Annotated in this window: 13 protein-coding genes; 5 read left to right on the forward strand and 8 right to left on the reverse strand. The window is 63.1% G+C overall.

Going from position 1 to position 14,114, the window contains the following annotated elements; genetic code table 11:
- Window position 1 precedes the first annotated feature (1 nt).
- A complete protein-coding gene (locus tag HNQ39_RS15275) occupies window positions 2-1,786 on the reverse strand; it encodes a polysaccharide deacetylase family protein (protein ID WP_184197936.1) in 1,785 nt (594 codons plus the stop codon).
- A 24-nt stretch (window positions 1,787-1,810) separates the two neighbouring features.
- The gene (gene nrdR, locus HNQ39_RS15280) at window positions 1,811-2,263 is read right to left on the reverse strand and encodes a transcriptional regulator NrdR (RefSeq protein WP_184197938.1); all 453 of its coding nucleotides are present in this window, start codon (window positions 2,261-2,263) and stop codon (window positions 1,811-1,813) included.
- A 165-nt stretch (window positions 2,264-2,428) separates the two neighbouring features.
- Between nrdR and HNQ39_RS15285 the strand changes: the two genes are divergently transcribed.
- From HNQ39_RS15285 to HNQ39_RS15295, 3 genes are all read left to right on the forward strand, one after another.
- On the forward strand, window positions 2,429-3,727 hold the full coding sequence (locus HNQ39_RS15285) for a PASTA domain-containing protein (RefSeq protein WP_184197940.1): 1,299 nt from the start codon (window positions 2,429-2,431) through the stop codon (window positions 3,725-3,727).
- A 6-nt stretch (window positions 3,728-3,733) separates the two neighbouring features.
- Complete coding sequence (locus tag HNQ39_RS15290) at window positions 3,734-4,414, forward strand: cyclic nucleotide-binding domain-containing protein (RefSeq protein ID WP_184197943.1); 681 nt, start codon at window positions 3,734-3,736, stop codon at window positions 4,412-4,414.
- A gap of 84 nt (window positions 4,415-4,498) precedes the next feature.
- On the forward strand, window positions 4,499-5,947 hold the full coding sequence (locus HNQ39_RS15295; RefSeq protein ID WP_184197946.1) for a DUF4153 domain-containing protein: 1,449 nt from the start codon (window positions 4,499-4,501) through the stop codon (window positions 5,945-5,947).
- A 3-nt stretch (window positions 5,948-5,950) separates the two neighbouring features.
- Here the strand turns inward: HNQ39_RS15295 and HNQ39_RS15300 are convergent, their stop codons facing one another.
- From HNQ39_RS15300 to HNQ39_RS15305, 3 genes are read right to left on the reverse strand one after another with little or no spacing between them, the layout of a single operon-like run.
- Window positions 5,951-6,700, reverse strand: a complete 750-nt coding sequence (locus HNQ39_RS15300; RefSeq protein WP_221290048.1) for an SDR family NAD(P)-dependent oxidoreductase — start codon at window positions 6,698-6,700, stop codon at window positions 5,951-5,953.
- The gene (locus HNQ39_RS29650) at window positions 6,701-7,492 is read right to left on the reverse strand and encodes a hypothetical protein (RefSeq protein ID WP_221290049.1); all 792 of its coding nucleotides are present in this window, start codon (window positions 7,490-7,492) and stop codon (window positions 6,701-6,703) included.
- A gap of 25 nt (window positions 7,493-7,517) precedes the next feature.
- Window positions 7,518-8,204, reverse strand: coding sequence for an orotidine 5'-phosphate decarboxylase / HUMPS family protein (locus HNQ39_RS15305; protein WP_184197949.1), 687 nt, complete (start codon window positions 8,202-8,204; stop codon window positions 7,518-7,520).
- A gap of 75 nt (window positions 8,205-8,279) precedes the next feature.
- Between HNQ39_RS15305 and HNQ39_RS30295 the strand changes: the two genes are divergently transcribed.
- Window positions 8,280-9,482, forward strand: coding sequence for a redoxin domain-containing protein (locus HNQ39_RS30295; protein WP_184197952.1), 1,203 nt, complete (start codon window positions 8,280-8,282; stop codon window positions 9,480-9,482).
- Window positions 9,483-9,525: 43 nt separating this feature from the next.
- Here the strand turns inward: HNQ39_RS30295 and glpK are convergent, their stop codons facing one another.
- The 3 genes from glpK to HNQ39_RS15325 form a co-directional block, all read right to left on the reverse strand.
- Complete coding sequence (glpK, locus tag HNQ39_RS15315; protein WP_184197955.1) at window positions 9,526-10,926, reverse strand: glycerol kinase GlpK; 1,401 nt, start codon at window positions 10,924-10,926, stop codon at window positions 9,526-9,528.
- Window positions 10,923-11,501, reverse strand: a complete 579-nt coding sequence (locus HNQ39_RS15320; protein WP_184197958.1) for a hypothetical protein — start codon at window positions 11,499-11,501, stop codon at window positions 10,923-10,925. The genes glpK and HNQ39_RS15320 overlap by 4 nt, the downstream gene beginning before the upstream one ends.
- A gap of 125 nt (window positions 11,502-11,626) precedes the next feature.
- Window positions 11,627-12,178: a Uma2 family endonuclease gene (locus HNQ39_RS15325; RefSeq protein ID WP_184197961.1), complete on the reverse strand. Its 552-nt coding sequence runs from the start codon at window positions 12,176-12,178 to the stop codon at window positions 11,627-11,629.
- A 150-nt stretch (window positions 12,179-12,328) separates the two neighbouring features.
- Between HNQ39_RS15325 and HNQ39_RS15330 the strand changes: the two genes are divergently transcribed.
- Entirely contained in the window at window positions 12,329-13,945 is a 1,617-nt protein-coding gene (locus HNQ39_RS15330; RefSeq protein WP_184197963.1) for a hypothetical protein, read from the forward strand.
- The last annotated feature ends 169 nt before the right edge of the window (window positions 13,946-14,114 follow it).

Below are 14,114 nucleotides of genomic sequence, written 5' to 3' on the forward strand. Positions count from 1 at the left end.
GCTAGCGCCGCCGCCGTCGCCCAAGCTTGCCACGGTCTGGGTCGCCCTCAGGACGTGCGCCGGTGACAGGCAAGTCGCGCATGACGTCGGTGGAGGGGGCTGACCCGACCGAGGCGTCCGCACCCTGAAGAATCGTGAGGGTGTCCGGGTCGGTGGGCTGCTGGAGCGTGCCACTGAGCAAGATCGCGTGGGGCACGGGCCGCGATGGCAGGTCCTTGGCGGTGTGGCCGGTCGCGATAATCTTGCCGTCGTAGACAATGCTGGTGGAGAAGCCCGAGTCCATCAAGACCGCCTCGTGGACCCCTGCGGCTGCCGCGCCCTTGGCCATCATCTCCGTGGTGATCACCTCCATGGTCGCGCCCAGCACGGGCTCGCCCTTGTCGGTGACCCCGAAGAACGCGCGCTTTCTCGGGTCGTTGAAGTCCCGCGCGGCGTAGGGGCCGATCTCTTTCTTCGTGCGGGCAACCCCATCGTGGACGATCCACGCGCCGCCCAGAAAGACATCGCTCATGTTGGGCATGAGGGAGAGCAGGCTGACCTCGTCGTTGTTGGCGTAGGGGTTGAACGGAACAATTGCGATCTTCTTGGGGCCCCAGACCACGAGGGGGCGGTTCCAGATGCGCGGCATGCGCAGCTTGTCTTCATCGGCGAAGAAGGCGTTCTCGATCTGGGTGCGACAGGGGCCGATCAGGGCATTGTCCACCGAGCGCAGGTCCGCATTCACGAAAAACGTCCCGTTCATCCCCGCGACTGTGTTGGGTGTGTCGCGGATAAACTCGCCCACGGACTTGCGGCCCGTGTCGGTGGCGCGGACGGTGAGCGGCCTGCCGCCCTTGACCAGCACGAGCTTGATGCCGTCGTAGGTGCCGGTCTCTAGGCGCACGGGGGTCTCGGCGAGGTCCCGCTCAAACACGGCGGCCGGTGCCTCGACCGTGATCCGCTGGCACTCCTCCCAGGCCTTTTGCAGGCGTGTGTGGATGTAGCGATTGACCGCCAGGATGCTGGGCGACTGCTCCGCGGGGCCGTTCTCGACCGTGAAGCCCAGCGTGTAGCCGATCTGCTGCGCGAGGGCGAAGGTCTGGGCATCGCCGCGGCCCTCGGGGTAGGCGATCTGCGTGACCGGATGGCCCAGCTGCGCCTCTAGGAGCTGCTTGGCATCGGCCAGCTCGGTCTGCTGGACATCGAGGGGGAGCTTCTCAAACTCGCCGGGGTGGGTGACCGTGTGCGAGCCGATGGTGACTAGCTTCTCGCTATCGAGCTGCTTGAGGGTCTCCCAGCTCATCTTGGGGTGGGGCCCCTTGGTATTGCCCACAAAAGCGGTGTGGACAAACATCACGCTGGGGATTTTCTTCTCTTTGAGCAGGGGGTAGGCGTTCTTGTAGAAGCCCAGGTAGTTATCGTCGAAGGTGAGCAGGACGGCTTTTTCAGGGACCTCGTCGCCGCGCACGAGGTGGCGCTGGAGCTGCTCGACACTGATAAACTGCGCGCCCTGCTTCTCCAGATAGGCGATCTGGTCCTTAAACTCATCGGCGGTGCAGTCGAAGAAGACTGTCTTTTGCTTCTTGGTGGCGACAATGTCGTGGTACATGATCACCGGGATGCGCCGGCCCTGTGCCCGGGGCGAGATTCCCCCAAAGATGGTCGGGTCGAACGGTCCGGGAGTCGCGGGGCGCTCGGGCGTAGCCGGGGTCTCCGTGGGAGGAGCACTGGATTGGGTTCGCGAGGGACACTTTGCACCACTAAGTGCGACGGCGGCGAGCGCCAGAAAACACAGAGACTTCTTCATGCGCTTTTCAGTATACCCTGCTCTCTATTTGGGGAGGCGCTCGACTAGCTCGCGGAACTCGCGGACATCCTCGAACTGGCGGTAGACCGAGGCGAAGCGAACATAGGCGACCGTGTCGAGCAGGCGGAGCTTTTCCATCAAGAGCTCGCCAATCGCCTGCGACGATACCTCGCGCTCGGCGCGGGCGTAGAGGGCGCGCTCTAGCTCATCGACTAGCTGGGAGAGGGCGGCATCGGGGACGGGGCGCTTCTTGCAGGCGAGCTCGATGGCGCGGCGGAGCTTGCCCCGCTCGAAGGGCTCGCGGGCACCGTTGTTCTTGAGCACCATCAGGCGCAGCTCCTCCACCTCCTCGAACGTGGTGAAGCGACCCAGGCAGGACTCACACTCACGCCGCCGCCGAATGGCCGCTCCTTCACGGATGGGACGAGAGTCGAGGACATGGTCTTTGTCGAGAGTTCCACAGTACGGACAGCGCATAGATCCCTCCATTCTACCTGAACTCTGGTATCCCTGGTACGTCTAGCAGGTATATTGTCAGGCAGTAACTACCGATAACAGAGAGAAAACCTGTGAAGTCACCCAGCCGACTATGGTATAACCTATCATACTTACCAGGGTAGTTCTGAGGGATCATCGCTAACTATGAGTCTGGAAAATGCACCACTAGATGCCCCGCTGACCGATGTCGTCGAGCGGACACCGTCCCTACGACGAGCCTATGTCCTGTTTATGGATATCATTGGCTTCAGTCGGCTTAAGACTGCACAGCAGGTCGCGGCGCAGAAAGAGCTCTCACGCATGGTGCAGGAGATCCCTGAGGTGGTGGCGGCCCGCTCAGATCGAGATAACTTTATCGCACGTCCTACCGGCGATGGGATGGCGCTCCTCTTCTTCAAGGACCTGCTCTCCCCCCTGCGCTGTGCGCTCCAGATCCACCAGCACCTCAAGTACAACGCCGCCGAGATCAAACAGACGGTGGGGGCGGAGTTTAAGATGCGCATGGGCATCCATGCCGGTGAGGTCACGCTGGTCGAGGACATGAACCGCAACATGGACGCAGCCGGTGAGGGGATTATCACGGCACAGCGCGTCATGGACCTCGGGGATGAGGACCATATCTTGCTCTCGTCGGAGGTGGCCAAAGTCCTCAAGGGGATCGAGCCCTGGGCCAACTACCTCACGGACCTGGGAGAGGTGCGGGTCAAGCACAAGGTCGTGGTGCATGTCTACAACCTCTACGGACGCCTGGATGGTCCCTTCTGCGGGAACCCGTCGCGGCCCCGTGGTGTCGCAGAGGACTCCAAGAACCGGGCGAAGGAGGCGCGTGCACAGCGCCCTGGTCTGGGAGACCTGCTCCTGCCCTACAAGAAGCCGATTATCGCCATGGTGCTCCTGGGAGGCCTGGGCTACGGTGGCTATGCCTACAACCAGAGCACCAATGGGGGCCTGGTGAAGAAGTTCGACGAGCTCAAAGCATCGCTGGCGCCCAAGCCGGGCAGTGACTCCAAGAAGAACAATGGTAAGCCGAGCAAGCCGGGCAAGGGAAAGACCACGAGCGCACGGCCCTCGGGTGGAGTGGTGGCGAGCAGCGGTGGCGGTGGCGGCGGTGGCAATAGGAAGATCACTGTCCCGAAGGTGGTGGGTGACGATGCCTCGGTGGCGGAGCAGGCCCTCTCTGACTCGGGCTTCAATGTCTCCCGACAGCCTGTCTCCAGCAAGATGCCCGCGGACCAAGTCGTGAAGCAGTCTCCCAGCTCCGGGAGCAAGCTCGCGCCCGGTGCGACCGTCAAGATCTGGGTCTCGAAGGGGGTGGAGGACAACACCCATGAAGGCGGCGAGACCGGCGGGGGCGATAGCAATGGCGGCGAAGAGGTCAAGCCGGACACGGGTGGGGAGAAAGAGGGCGGCGCGTCTTCTTCAGGCGATAGCGGCAACGAGTAGCCTGCTGTGTCTGGGGTGATCGAAGGGATGCTACGGCGCATCCCCCTCTTCTCCGAGCTGGGGGAGACCGAGCTTGCTCCGCTGGCGCTGCGCTGCCGACGGCGGCTCTTTCCGCCGCGTGAGGCGCTCTTTCACGAGGGAGACGCGGGCCAGACGCTCTATCTGATCCTTACAGGGCATGTCAATATCCAGCGGGAGACTCCCGAGGGGACCATTGTCCATGTGGCGCGGCGTGGCCCTGGGGAGCACTTTGGCGAGCTCTCCCTCTTCGATGACATGCCGCGCTCCGCCGATGCCATCACCGACACTGCCTGCGACCTGCTCATGCTCGACCGTCGTGAGCTTCTCTTTTTTTTGGAGACCCACCCTCAGGTCTCGTGGGAGATCATCCGCACGCTCTCGCTTCGCCTGCGGGAGGCATCGGACCGCATGGTCAGCAGTGAGACCCGCGATGTACTCGCCCGCCTGGCGTCGTACTTGCTGGAGAGTGCTGAGGCATCCCTGCCCGACCACAACGGCCACGTGCGCCTCTCCGGCCTCTCTGATAGCCGGCTTGCACAGCGGATTGGCGCGACCCGTGAGACTGTCAACCGGCGCCTCGCACGCCTCAAGCAGATGGGGATTGTGGGGCGCGACGGCATGGCGCTGGTTATCCTCAACCCCGAGCGCCTCCGCCACCTCTGCTAGCCGCTTCTTTTTTCTCCTATCGGGAACAGAGCTGCTTCTTCTTTCGTAATAACTTTGTTTGGCAAAGTTCTTTTTATGGAGGATATGATGATGGAAGACGAGAGAGAGAGGCTGCGGCCGGGCGCGCTCCTGGTAGCGGCGCTTGTCTTGGGAACACTGGCGGATCTGCTGCTCTACAAGCAGGGGCAGGGGCTTGGGGGGACTCTGTTCTTGCTGGCGCTCCCCGTGGCACTGGGAGCGCTACTACGCCACCACGGGATTCGACCGCAGGGGAGTAGTCTCTGGCCGCTGCTGGGGGCCTACGCGTTCTTTGCAATCATGCTCACCGTGCGCGCCAGCGTCTTTGTCACCGAGCTCAACGTGCTGGCCTGTGTCTTTCTCTTGGGCCTGATCGCCTGCTTCACCGTGCCAGGGCAGCTCCGTGAGCTACGCCTGGGAGAGCTACTGAAGGCACCGCTTGTGCTCTTAGGAGCAAGCCTACACCGGGCTGCCCCCGCCGTTGCGGCTGTCTTTCTGGCGCTCAAGAGCACGGAGAGCCGCCGCAGTGCGGGGCCCCTCCTGCGGGGGCTCCTCCTCAGTGTCCCTGTTCTCTTGGTTCTTGTTCCACTCCTCGCCTCGGCGGATGCGGTCTTTGCCGGCTATGTCTCGTCGCTGGCACACTGGCTCCAGCCCGAGCGCTTCTCGGAGCAGCTTGGACGGCTCTTTCTGGTGCTGCTGACCGCGTGGCTGACCGCAGGAGGCCTCACCCTCGCACTCACCGCAAAACGGTCCTGCCCGGTGCGCCCCGAGCTTGAGGAGCTGCCGCTGGGCTTTGTCGAGGCGATGACCGTCCTCTCGAGCGTGGCGCTGGTCTTTGGGGCCTTTCTCTCGATCCAGCTCACCTATCTCTTCGGGGGAGCCGCGCGGGTTCTTGCTGTCCCCGGCCTGACCTACGCCGAGTACGCCCGCCGCGGCTTTGCGGAGCTGGTGACGGTCGCCTTGCTGACCCTGGCCTTGGTGCTGGGCCTCTCGGCGGTGACAAAGCGCACGGGGAAGCAGGGCGTGGGCTTTGCTACTCTCGCGACCGGGATTGTCGCCGAGACACTGGTGCTCCTGAGCTCGGCCTGGAGCCGCATGGCCGCCTACGAAGCCGCCTATGGCGCGACCCAGACCCGGCTGCATGTGGATGTCTTTATCCTCTGGCTGGGGGCCGCTCTGCTCTGGCTGGTCGTGACCCTCTGGTCGCGCCGGTGGTCGTCGCGCTTTGCCATCGGAGGGCTCTGCTGCGCACTGGGCTTTGCCGCGAGCCTGAACCTGCTCAACCCGGATGCGCTGGTGGCACGGCGCAATGTCCTGCGCTGGGAGCAGACCGGTAAGCTGGATGTCGAGGCGCTGATTGTCCTCTCCGATGATGCTGTCGCGCCTCTGATGCCCCTTGCCGAAAAGCTCCCTGCGGGCGGCTCACGCCAGCGGCTCGACGAGTGGATTGCGAGTCACCGCTACCCCGCCCCGACCTGGCAGAGCTGGCACGCCGCCGCCGCCTACCGGAAGTAGGCCCTACGCGACATCCTTGGGGGGATTGCGCCCGATCAGCGGGTACTGCTCAAAGTCCCAGACCTGCCCATTGACCCGCGGGGCATCGTCGGAGAGGAGCCAGTCCACCATGGCGGCGACATCCTCCGGGGTCTGCAACCCCCCGGAGGGCGCGACCGACTTGGGGAGCCGCTCGGGCCAGTCGGGCGGCAGCCCCTCGGAGATCTTGAGCGCGTACTCGCTGTCTGAGAGCGTCCAGCCCAGGTTGAGCTGGTTCACCCGCACCCCCTCAGCTCCGTGCGCATCGCCTAAGTTGCGTGTCAGCACCATCAGCCCCGCCTTGGTCATCGAGTACGCGAGCAAGTTGCGCTCCCCACAGTAGGCATTCGACGAGCCGATATTGACGACGCGTCCGCCGCCCTGCGCCCGAAAATGGGGGAGCGCGGCCTGGATCAGCAGCAGCGGCGCACGCAGGTTCACTGCCATCAATCGATCAAAGAGCCCCGCATCCGTGGTCTCTAGGTTCGAGCGTGTCGTCAGCGCCGCATTGTTCACCAGCGCATCCAGCCGCCCGTAGCGCTCCACCACCTTCGCGATCAGCGCCTCCGGGACGCTTGCCTCCGCCAGATCGCCCGCAACCCCGGCCAAGCCCTCCAGCTCCGCCGCCGTCTGCGCGTGCCGGACCACCGTCCAGCCCTTCGCCTCCAGCCGCTCGGCGATCACCCGCCCGATTCCCCGAACACTGCCGGTGACCAGCGCTATTTTTTGAGTCATTTAGATAATCCTTGGGTTTTGGTAGGTAAAGCGAAGCCCCGGTCGCTGCGTTTTCAAGTGGGCTACCTGCGCCTCGCTAAGGCCAGCGCTACGAAGGAAAAAGCGCGAAAGGGCAGGCAGGGTGTTTGAGCTGAGGAGCTGCTCGTAGTGCTCGAAGGGCACACAGCTGGCTTCCCAGTTCGGCATATAAAACTGTGCGTAGTCGCTGAACTCAACGTGCAGTAGCTGAGAAAAGCAACGCGACTGTGCGAGCTGGGCGATAAAATCCTGGTGGTCGTAGCCGCAGTCTAGGTGCAGGAGCCGGAGGGGGTGACTAGCGCGCTCGCAGAACGTGGCATCGGGAGCCGACGGACTCCAGAGCTCAATGAGCGCGGGCATGCGGTCCAGAAGCGCACCAAGCTGGCCACTCTCTTCGTAGCCCCTACCGACGATGAAATGATTGTGGTTCTCCGGGGGCGTCCGTGCGATCTGGAGCGACTGTAAGCACGGAAACTGTGTCTTGGTCTCGAGAAGCGGCGTAAAGTCCCACTCACGGGTGCCATTTGCGCCCTCGTCTGGACTGCGTAGGCTGAGCCATCGTAGTGTCTCGGCGAGCTCAGGGGCGGCTAGGAGTGTCAGCAGCTCTGGGAAAAACTCCTCGCTGTCGCCAAAGTAGTCCACAAACCAGAAGCCCGCTTGCTGAGTGAAGAAAAGGCGCTGTGCCAGCTCAGGCCAGCCGGTACTAAAGCCGTCGTGGTGCATCCGCGCTTGCAAGGCTTGGAGGGCTTCGTGAAGAGGAATGTTTCTAAACACGCTTCTCGTACCGGCTGCGGAGGGGTTAGCCTTGGGCGTGGATGCGCTCGCAGATGTGGCGGACGATCTCCTCCAGGTTGTTGCTGGCGCTCTTGAAGGCGTAGTCATCGACCGTGAGCGGGGCACCCAGCACGACAAGGGGCGCGCCGTAGCTGGGGCAGGCGATTGCCTGCTCGGTCGTGAGCCCCCCGACCGCTTGCACGGGAACACTCACCGCCTCGCAGACCTCGCGCAATTGATCGAGCGGGCTGGGCATGCGCTGGCCGCTGGCCGCGATCCCCCGGCGCTCGTCGAAGCCGATGTGGTGGATGACGTAGCCGCAGCCCAGGTCCTCCAGGCGCTTGGCGGAGTCGATCAGGTTCTCGGAGATCATGTTGTCGCCCATCACCTCGACCCCAAAGTCGCGGCCGGCCTTGACGACCTCGCGGACGGTGTGCGGGTGGGCGCGCTCCATCACGACCACGTGGGTGGCCCCGACCTTGGCGACAATCTCCACCTCGCGGTAGCCACCGTCCATGATCTTCAGGTCCGCCACAATCGGCACGTCGGGGAAGGCCTCGCGCAGCACCTTGACCCCATTGGCCCCGTGCGCCATCAGCATCGGCGTCCCTGCCTCCAGCCAGTCCACCCCGGCGCGCATGGCCAGGTGAGCGGTCTCCAGGGCCTCGTCGAGGTCCACAATATCCAGCGAAATCTGTACAATCGGTCTCATATCTCTCCCTTTCGGCACGCCGGAACCGTTCTCCTGCCCCTTTTTCCGCTATACTTTGTGCAGGAGGAAGCAACCATGTTTTTACCTGCACTTGTCTATCTTATTCAGGACACCATTGATCCACGTGCCGAGGCACTCTTGGAGAGCAATGCCAAGGCCATCGCGGCGCTCAAGTCGTTCAAGGCCGAGGGCGATATCGTCACCCAGAGCGGCACCAACACGCGCCACACGGTCTCGCAGGTGCTCGCAGGCCGCCCCAGTTTCTTGCGCTACGAGCTCTGGACGGTCGATGACGCCGGGAAGAAGAGCGAGCAACCCATCTCGCTGCTGCTGAGCGATGGCAAGCAGTATGTCCGCCAGAGCGGCAAGACCTACACCACCCTGACCGCAAACCCCGCCACGATGAGCCTTGGAGCGGAGCCCTGGGACGGTTTCTTCAGCGAGAAGCGCACCTTCCAGACCGTCTTTGCGGGCTACAAACAACAAAAGACCCTGGCTGCGCTCGCCCTCGGGGAGCCGGAGGTGGTCGAGGGTGAGAAGTGCTCGGTTGTCAGCTACCGCTACACGATGTCACTGGGAACCAATACGATCAAGTACGAAGGAAAGCTCTACTTCGGCCAAGACAGCCTCGCGCGTCGCAAGGTGCAGACGATCCAGGTGGGAGAGGGGCCTAAGTCCACCAGCACGGCGACGATCCGTAACCTACAAAAGAACGCTCCCCTGCCCGAGCCCACGGCCTTTGCCTACGTTCCGGGGCCGGGGATCGAGCCCTTCAAAGCGCCGACCCCCAAGCCTGCCGCACCACGCCCACCCCTGCTCGCGGTCGGAACCCCTGCGCCCGACTTCACCGTGATGACACTCGATGGCAAGCCGGTCAAGCTCTCGGACTTCCGGGGGAAAGTGGTGGTGATGGACTTCTGGGCGACCTGGTGTGGCCCCTGTATGGTGACCATGCCCCATATCGAGAAGACCTGGCAGAAGCTCAAGGGCCGCAACGACATTACTGTGCTGGGGGTCTGTGTCTGGGATACCAAGGAGAAGTACGACGAGTGGGTGCCCAAGAACCAGGATAAGTTCACCTTCCCACTGGTCTTCGATACTGCGGCTCGGGACACAGCAAACTCCATCGCCAAGAAGCTCTACAGTGTCAGCGGCATTCCGACCACCTACATCATCGACAAAGAGGGGAAGATCGCCGCGAGCTTTGTGGGCTCCCGAGACATTCCCGCCGGTGTTGAGCCTGCGCTGGCGAAGCTGGGGATTCCGCTGGCCCCCTAATCCCCACTGGCCCCTAACCCCCACGCGTGGGGGAACTGCAAGGTTACAGCGCTCGTGCTACCGCCCGCCGCCAGGACTCCCGGCGGTGGGCTCTTTCGTCTTGGGAGAGCGCCGGCTCAAAGACCCGCTCCGCGCGCCAGGGAGCGATATCGAAGATGCCTGCAGTCTGTCCCGCTAGCACGGCGACTCCAAACGCGGTGGTCTCAGTCTGGGCGGGGCGCTCGACCGGAATTCCGAGCAGATCGGCCTGGAGCTGCATGAGAAAGTCATTGCGAGACGCGCCGCCATCCACCCGCAGTATTCCCGCCAAGGACATGGCCTCTAACAGATCGGCGTTTTGCTGAGCGATAGCCTCTAAAGTGGCGTAGACCAAGTGCGCTTTAGTGGTCCCACGGGTCAGGCCGCAGATCAGGCCGCGCGCCTCCGGGTTCCAGTAGGGGGCACCGAGCCCAGTGAACGCGGGCACGAAGACCACGCCACCGCTATCGGGCACGGAGCGCGCGAGCGCCTCGGTCTCGGCGGCGGTCGCGATTAGCCCGAGCCCATCGCGGAGCCACTGAACCGCAGCGCCCGCGATAAAGACCGCGCCCTCACTGGCGTAGGTGAGCTCCCCGTTTTTCTCCCACGCGACTGTCTGCAAGATGCCGGGAACCCACTGGTCGCGTTCGGTGGGTGGGTTCTCCGTCTTCAGCAGAAAACAGCCCGTGCCGTAGGTGCACTTTGCCATGCCTGGCGTAATGCACTGCTGGCCGTAGAGCGCGGCTTGCTGGTCGCCGAGGATGCCGCAGATGGGGATGCCCTCCCAGTGTCCAAACACGCTCCCCGACGGCTGAATCGTGGGAAGCGAGGCGCGTGCCACCCCAAACAGCGCCAGAAGCTCGTCGTCCCAGTTATTGGTCTGTAGGTTGTAGAGCAGGGTCCGCGACGCATTGCTGGGGTCGGTGGCGTAGCTCTGGCCGCCCGTGAGCTTCCAGAGCAGCCAGGTGTCCACCGTGCCAAAATAGGCGTCTTTCGTCTCGACCCGCTCACTCAGCCACTGGATCTTGGTGCCGGAGAAGTAGGGGTCGAGGAGTAAGCCGGTCTTGGCGCGCACCCCCGGCTCATGGCCGGCGTCTTTGAGCTGGTGGCAGAGCTCCGTGGTGCGGCGGCACTGCCAGACAATCGCGTTTGCCAGCGGCTCGCCGGTGTGCTTGTCCCACGCCACCACCGTCTCGCGCTGGTTGGTGATCCCAATGGCCTGGATATTTTGCTTCCCCACCTGCGCCACGACCGCATCGAGTGTCGCTTTCTGTGCCCGCCAGATCTCCTCAGGGTCGTGCTCCACCCAGCCGGGCTGGGGGTAGTACTGCGGAAACTCCTGCTGTGCCAGCGCCACACAGCGCCCCGAGGCATCAAAGGCCAGTGTCCGGCACGACGTCGTACCACTATCAATTGCGAGAATCATAGTTTCTTCGTTTTTAGCTCCCAATAGGTCTGGCGCTTTTTATACCGCATCACTGTTTCATGCCAGCGTCCCTGAGAAATCTCCGAAGCGAGCTCGCGGACCGGGCGATTCATTATGCAACACCCGCTCTGATATCCGACCGGGGAGTAGTCGCCCAGAAAGTGGGAGAGAGCCTTTTGGAGCTGAAGTCTGTCTACTTCCGAGAGTCCGAGTAACCCATAGAGCTGGAACACTTTGTCCTTACTTCCCAAGTCACGCTGGAAACGACGGCCTGCATCAGGTTGTTTCAGCGTACGGAGGAAGGCACAGTACTGCCACGACGGGGCTCCTCCGATACCAACACCCCCTACGGAAAAGCCACTCCCCCAACCTGTGCTGTTTTCTTGGCTGGAGTCAAACCACTCTAGGCACTCCTCAGCAGCCCGGCGCAAGGCTTCATCGGAAGAGTCCGTGAGTGCGACCAGCTCTAGGTAGGTAGATTTCTGGTTGCTTTTCGTGCGAAGAGATTCTGCCAACTTGAAGACACCGAATCGTTTCTGGGAGGCCTCTTGGACACGCTGAGTCAGATCGGACATGGGGGCATTTTACCGGGGATTGAAAGCCCCGGCATAGGATGAGGAGCGTCCCGAGGACGCGCAGAAGGCATAACTCCCCGCGCCCACGGGGCGCTCCCTTCCCGAGACGGGGCTTTCAATCCCCGTCAAAAAAGATCCGCAACGGCTACCGAGCTGGATTGTCCCAGCGGCGTGACAGAGTCGGTCTCCGTGAGGGTGCGAAGCTCGCCGTAGCCTTCGTCGGTGGGGGAACGGTGGACAATGAGCGTCCGGGCGTTGAGGTTGACGATCCAGTACTCAGGAATCCCCGCGCGGGCATAGAGCTCGGCTTTGGTGGTACGGTCGTAGGCAAGCGTGGAGTCTGATACTTCCACGACGAGCGAGCACTCCGAGGCCGCAGGGTTGTCTGTATAGGTGCGGCGATGTTGCTTTAGTACGGCTAGGTCGGGCTCAGGGGATGTGCTATTGTTGATGTAGATGGGAGCAGAGTGCTGGACAAAGCCGCGGCCAAAGAGCGCAGTCAGTGTGTCGTAGCCGTTGTCGTTTGCGGCGGAGTGGGGCTGGTTCTGGGGCATTTTTTCGATAAGGTCTCCGTCGATGAGTTCGTAGTCGTGGGGCGTGATGAGGTTCGCATCGAGCATGAGCTTGACGTGGGCCTGTGTGAGCCGGAGCCGGGGACGTTCCATCTGTGTCGCCATGCCTCCGATTTTATCGTATCCAGGGATTGGAAATCCCCGTCTGCGTTTTGGGGAGCGTCCCGAGGACGCGCCGAGAGCTTGGTTTGCCGCGCCCACGGGGCGCTCCCTTTCTTTGATGCCGGGGCTTCCAATCCCCGGTAAAATGCCCCCATGAAACATCAAGACGCGCTGTTGCGACACCGCTGGCTCTACGTGGCGCAGAACCTTCAAGTGACCGAGAACGTGCCCAAAGTGATCGAGCTGCTGAGGCGCGCCAAGGCCGCGGGCTACAACGGGCTGGTGCTGGCCGACTACAAGCTCAATATCCTCGACCGTGTCCCGGATCACTACTTCAAGAACGCCGCAACGGTCAAGCAAGCTGCCACTGAGCTGGGGCTGGGAATCTACCCGACAGTCTGCTCGGGGGGCTATGATAGTGGCTTGCTCGCGCACGATCCCAACCTGGCCGAGGGGCTGCCGGTGAAGGATGCCGTGTTTGTGGTGAAGGGCAAGACCGCGACCCTGGAGAGTGCGGGGGTGAACCTGCTGCCGGGCGGTGCGCTCGACGAGGCACGCAGCGGGAACTTTACGGGCTGGGACTTCAACGACGCCGCGGCGCTCGACACGAGCGTGAAGAAGAGTGGGGCTGCGGCGCTACGCTTCACGGCCACTTCGGGGAACCTGCGGGTGAGCAAGCGGCTCGCGCTGCCGCCGTTTCGCCAGTACCACCTCTCGGTGTGGATCAAGACCGAGGGCTTCAAGAGCGCGGGAGAGATTCACTGCACCGTGCTTCCGGGGGGCGCGAAGGCCAACCTGTGCCACTCCAACGCGGGTGTCAAGCCGACCCAAGACTGGACCCAGCACCACTTTGTCTTCAACACGCTGGATAGTCCGTCGGTGACTCTCTACCTGGGCGGCTGGGGCGCGGTGGGCGGGACTCTGTGGCTCGATGATGTGCGCCTGGAAGAAGTGGGCCTGCTCAATGTCGTGCGCCGCGCCGGGTGCCCTCTGACGGTTCGCAGCGACGATGGCACGGTCTACACGGAGGGACGTGACTTTGAAAAAATCGTCGATCCGCGCATGGGCAATGTCCCCTGGCCCGGTGAGTTCGAGGTCTGGCACGCGCCGCCGAGCATTGCGATTCCCGCCGGCTCGCGCATCAGGGACGGCCAGCGGCTGCGGGTCTCGTACTACCACGCGATCACGATCTACGACGGCCAGGTGAGCGCCTCGCTGGTCGATCCCGCGGTCTTTGCGCTCCATAAAGACCAGCTCCAGCGGGTGCAGAAGCTCCTCACACCGCAGGGCTTCTTCCTCTCCCACGATGAGCTGCGCACCGCGGGCTGGAGCGCCGACTCTCAGGCCACGGGCAAGACTCCCGGAGCACTGCTCGCCGAGAATGTCAAGACCTGTATCGCCTACGCCCGCCAGACCGCACCCCGCGCCGAGCTGGTCGCCTGGTCGGATATGTTCGATCCGTTCCACAACGCCGTGGACAACTACTACCTCGTGCGCGGCAGCCTCGCGGGAAGCTGGGAAGGCTTGGCCAAAGACGTGCAGATCATGAACTGGAACTCGGGGAAGGCCAAGGAGAGCCTGGACTTCTTCGCCAAGCGCGGCCACTCGCAGATTTTAGCGGGCTACTACGACAGCAACCCCAGCGCGATCAAGGGCTGGCTCGCCACCGCCAAGGCCCTGGGCGGCGCACGGGTCACGGGGGTGATGTACACGACCTGGGCCAATAACTACAGCCAGCTAGAGGCATTCGCAAAAGCGGCGTGGGGTTAAAAAACCAGACAACGAGTGTCCGGGCTTGAGAGGGCTACGGCTGCCTTCGCAGCCAACCGAGCTTAGTGCTCGCGAAGGCGAGCGTCGCCCTTTTAAGCCCAAGGACTCGTTCCTGGGGCAACTCGTGGTTCCGGCAACGTGTTCCTCGGGCTAATCTCGGGCCATTTCC

Source organism: Armatimonas rosea, assembly GCF_014202505.1.
GTDB classification, from domain to species: Bacteria; Armatimonadota; Armatimonadia; order Armatimonadales; family Armatimonadaceae; genus Armatimonas; species Armatimonas rosea.

Coding starts and splice junctions, on each gene's coding strand:
- HNQ39_RS15275 (WP_184197936.1), bottom strand. CDS start 1,786: ATGAAGAAGTCTCTGTGTTTTCTGGCGCTCGCCGCCGTCGCACTTAGT.
- nrdR (WP_184197938.1), bottom strand. CDS start 2,263: ATGCGCTGTCCGTACTGTGGAACTCTCGACAAAGACCATGTCCTCGAC.
- HNQ39_RS15285 (WP_184197940.1), top strand. CDS start 2,429: ATGAGTCTGGAAAATGCACCACTAGATGCCCCGCTGACCGATGTCGTC.
- HNQ39_RS15295 (WP_184197946.1), top strand. CDS start 4,499: ATGATGATGGAAGACGAGAGAGAGAGGCTGCGGCCGGGCGCGCTCCTG.
- HNQ39_RS15300 (WP_221290048.1), bottom strand. CDS start 6,700: ATGACTCAAAAAATAGCGCTGGTCACCGGCAGTGTTCGGGGAATCGGG.
- HNQ39_RS15305 (WP_184197949.1), bottom strand. CDS start 8,204: ATGAGACCGATTGTACAGATTTCGCTGGATATTGTGGACCTCGACGAG.
- HNQ39_RS30295 (WP_184197952.1), top strand. CDS start 8,280: ATGTTTTTACCTGCACTTGTCTATCTTATTCAGGACACCATTGATCCA.
- glpK (WP_184197955.1), bottom strand. CDS start 10,926: ATGATTCTCGCAATTGATAGTGGTACGACGTCGTGCCGGACACTGGCC.
- HNQ39_RS15320 (WP_184197958.1), bottom strand. CDS start 11,501: ATGTCCGATCTGACTCAGCGTGTCCAAGAGGCCTCCCAGAAACGATTC.
- HNQ39_RS15325 (WP_184197961.1), bottom strand. CDS start 12,178: ATGGCGACACAGATGGAACGTCCCCGGCTCCGGCTCACACAGGCCCAC.
- HNQ39_RS15330 (WP_184197963.1), top strand. CDS start 12,329: ATGAAACATCAAGACGCGCTGTTGCGACACCGCTGGCTCTACGTGGCG.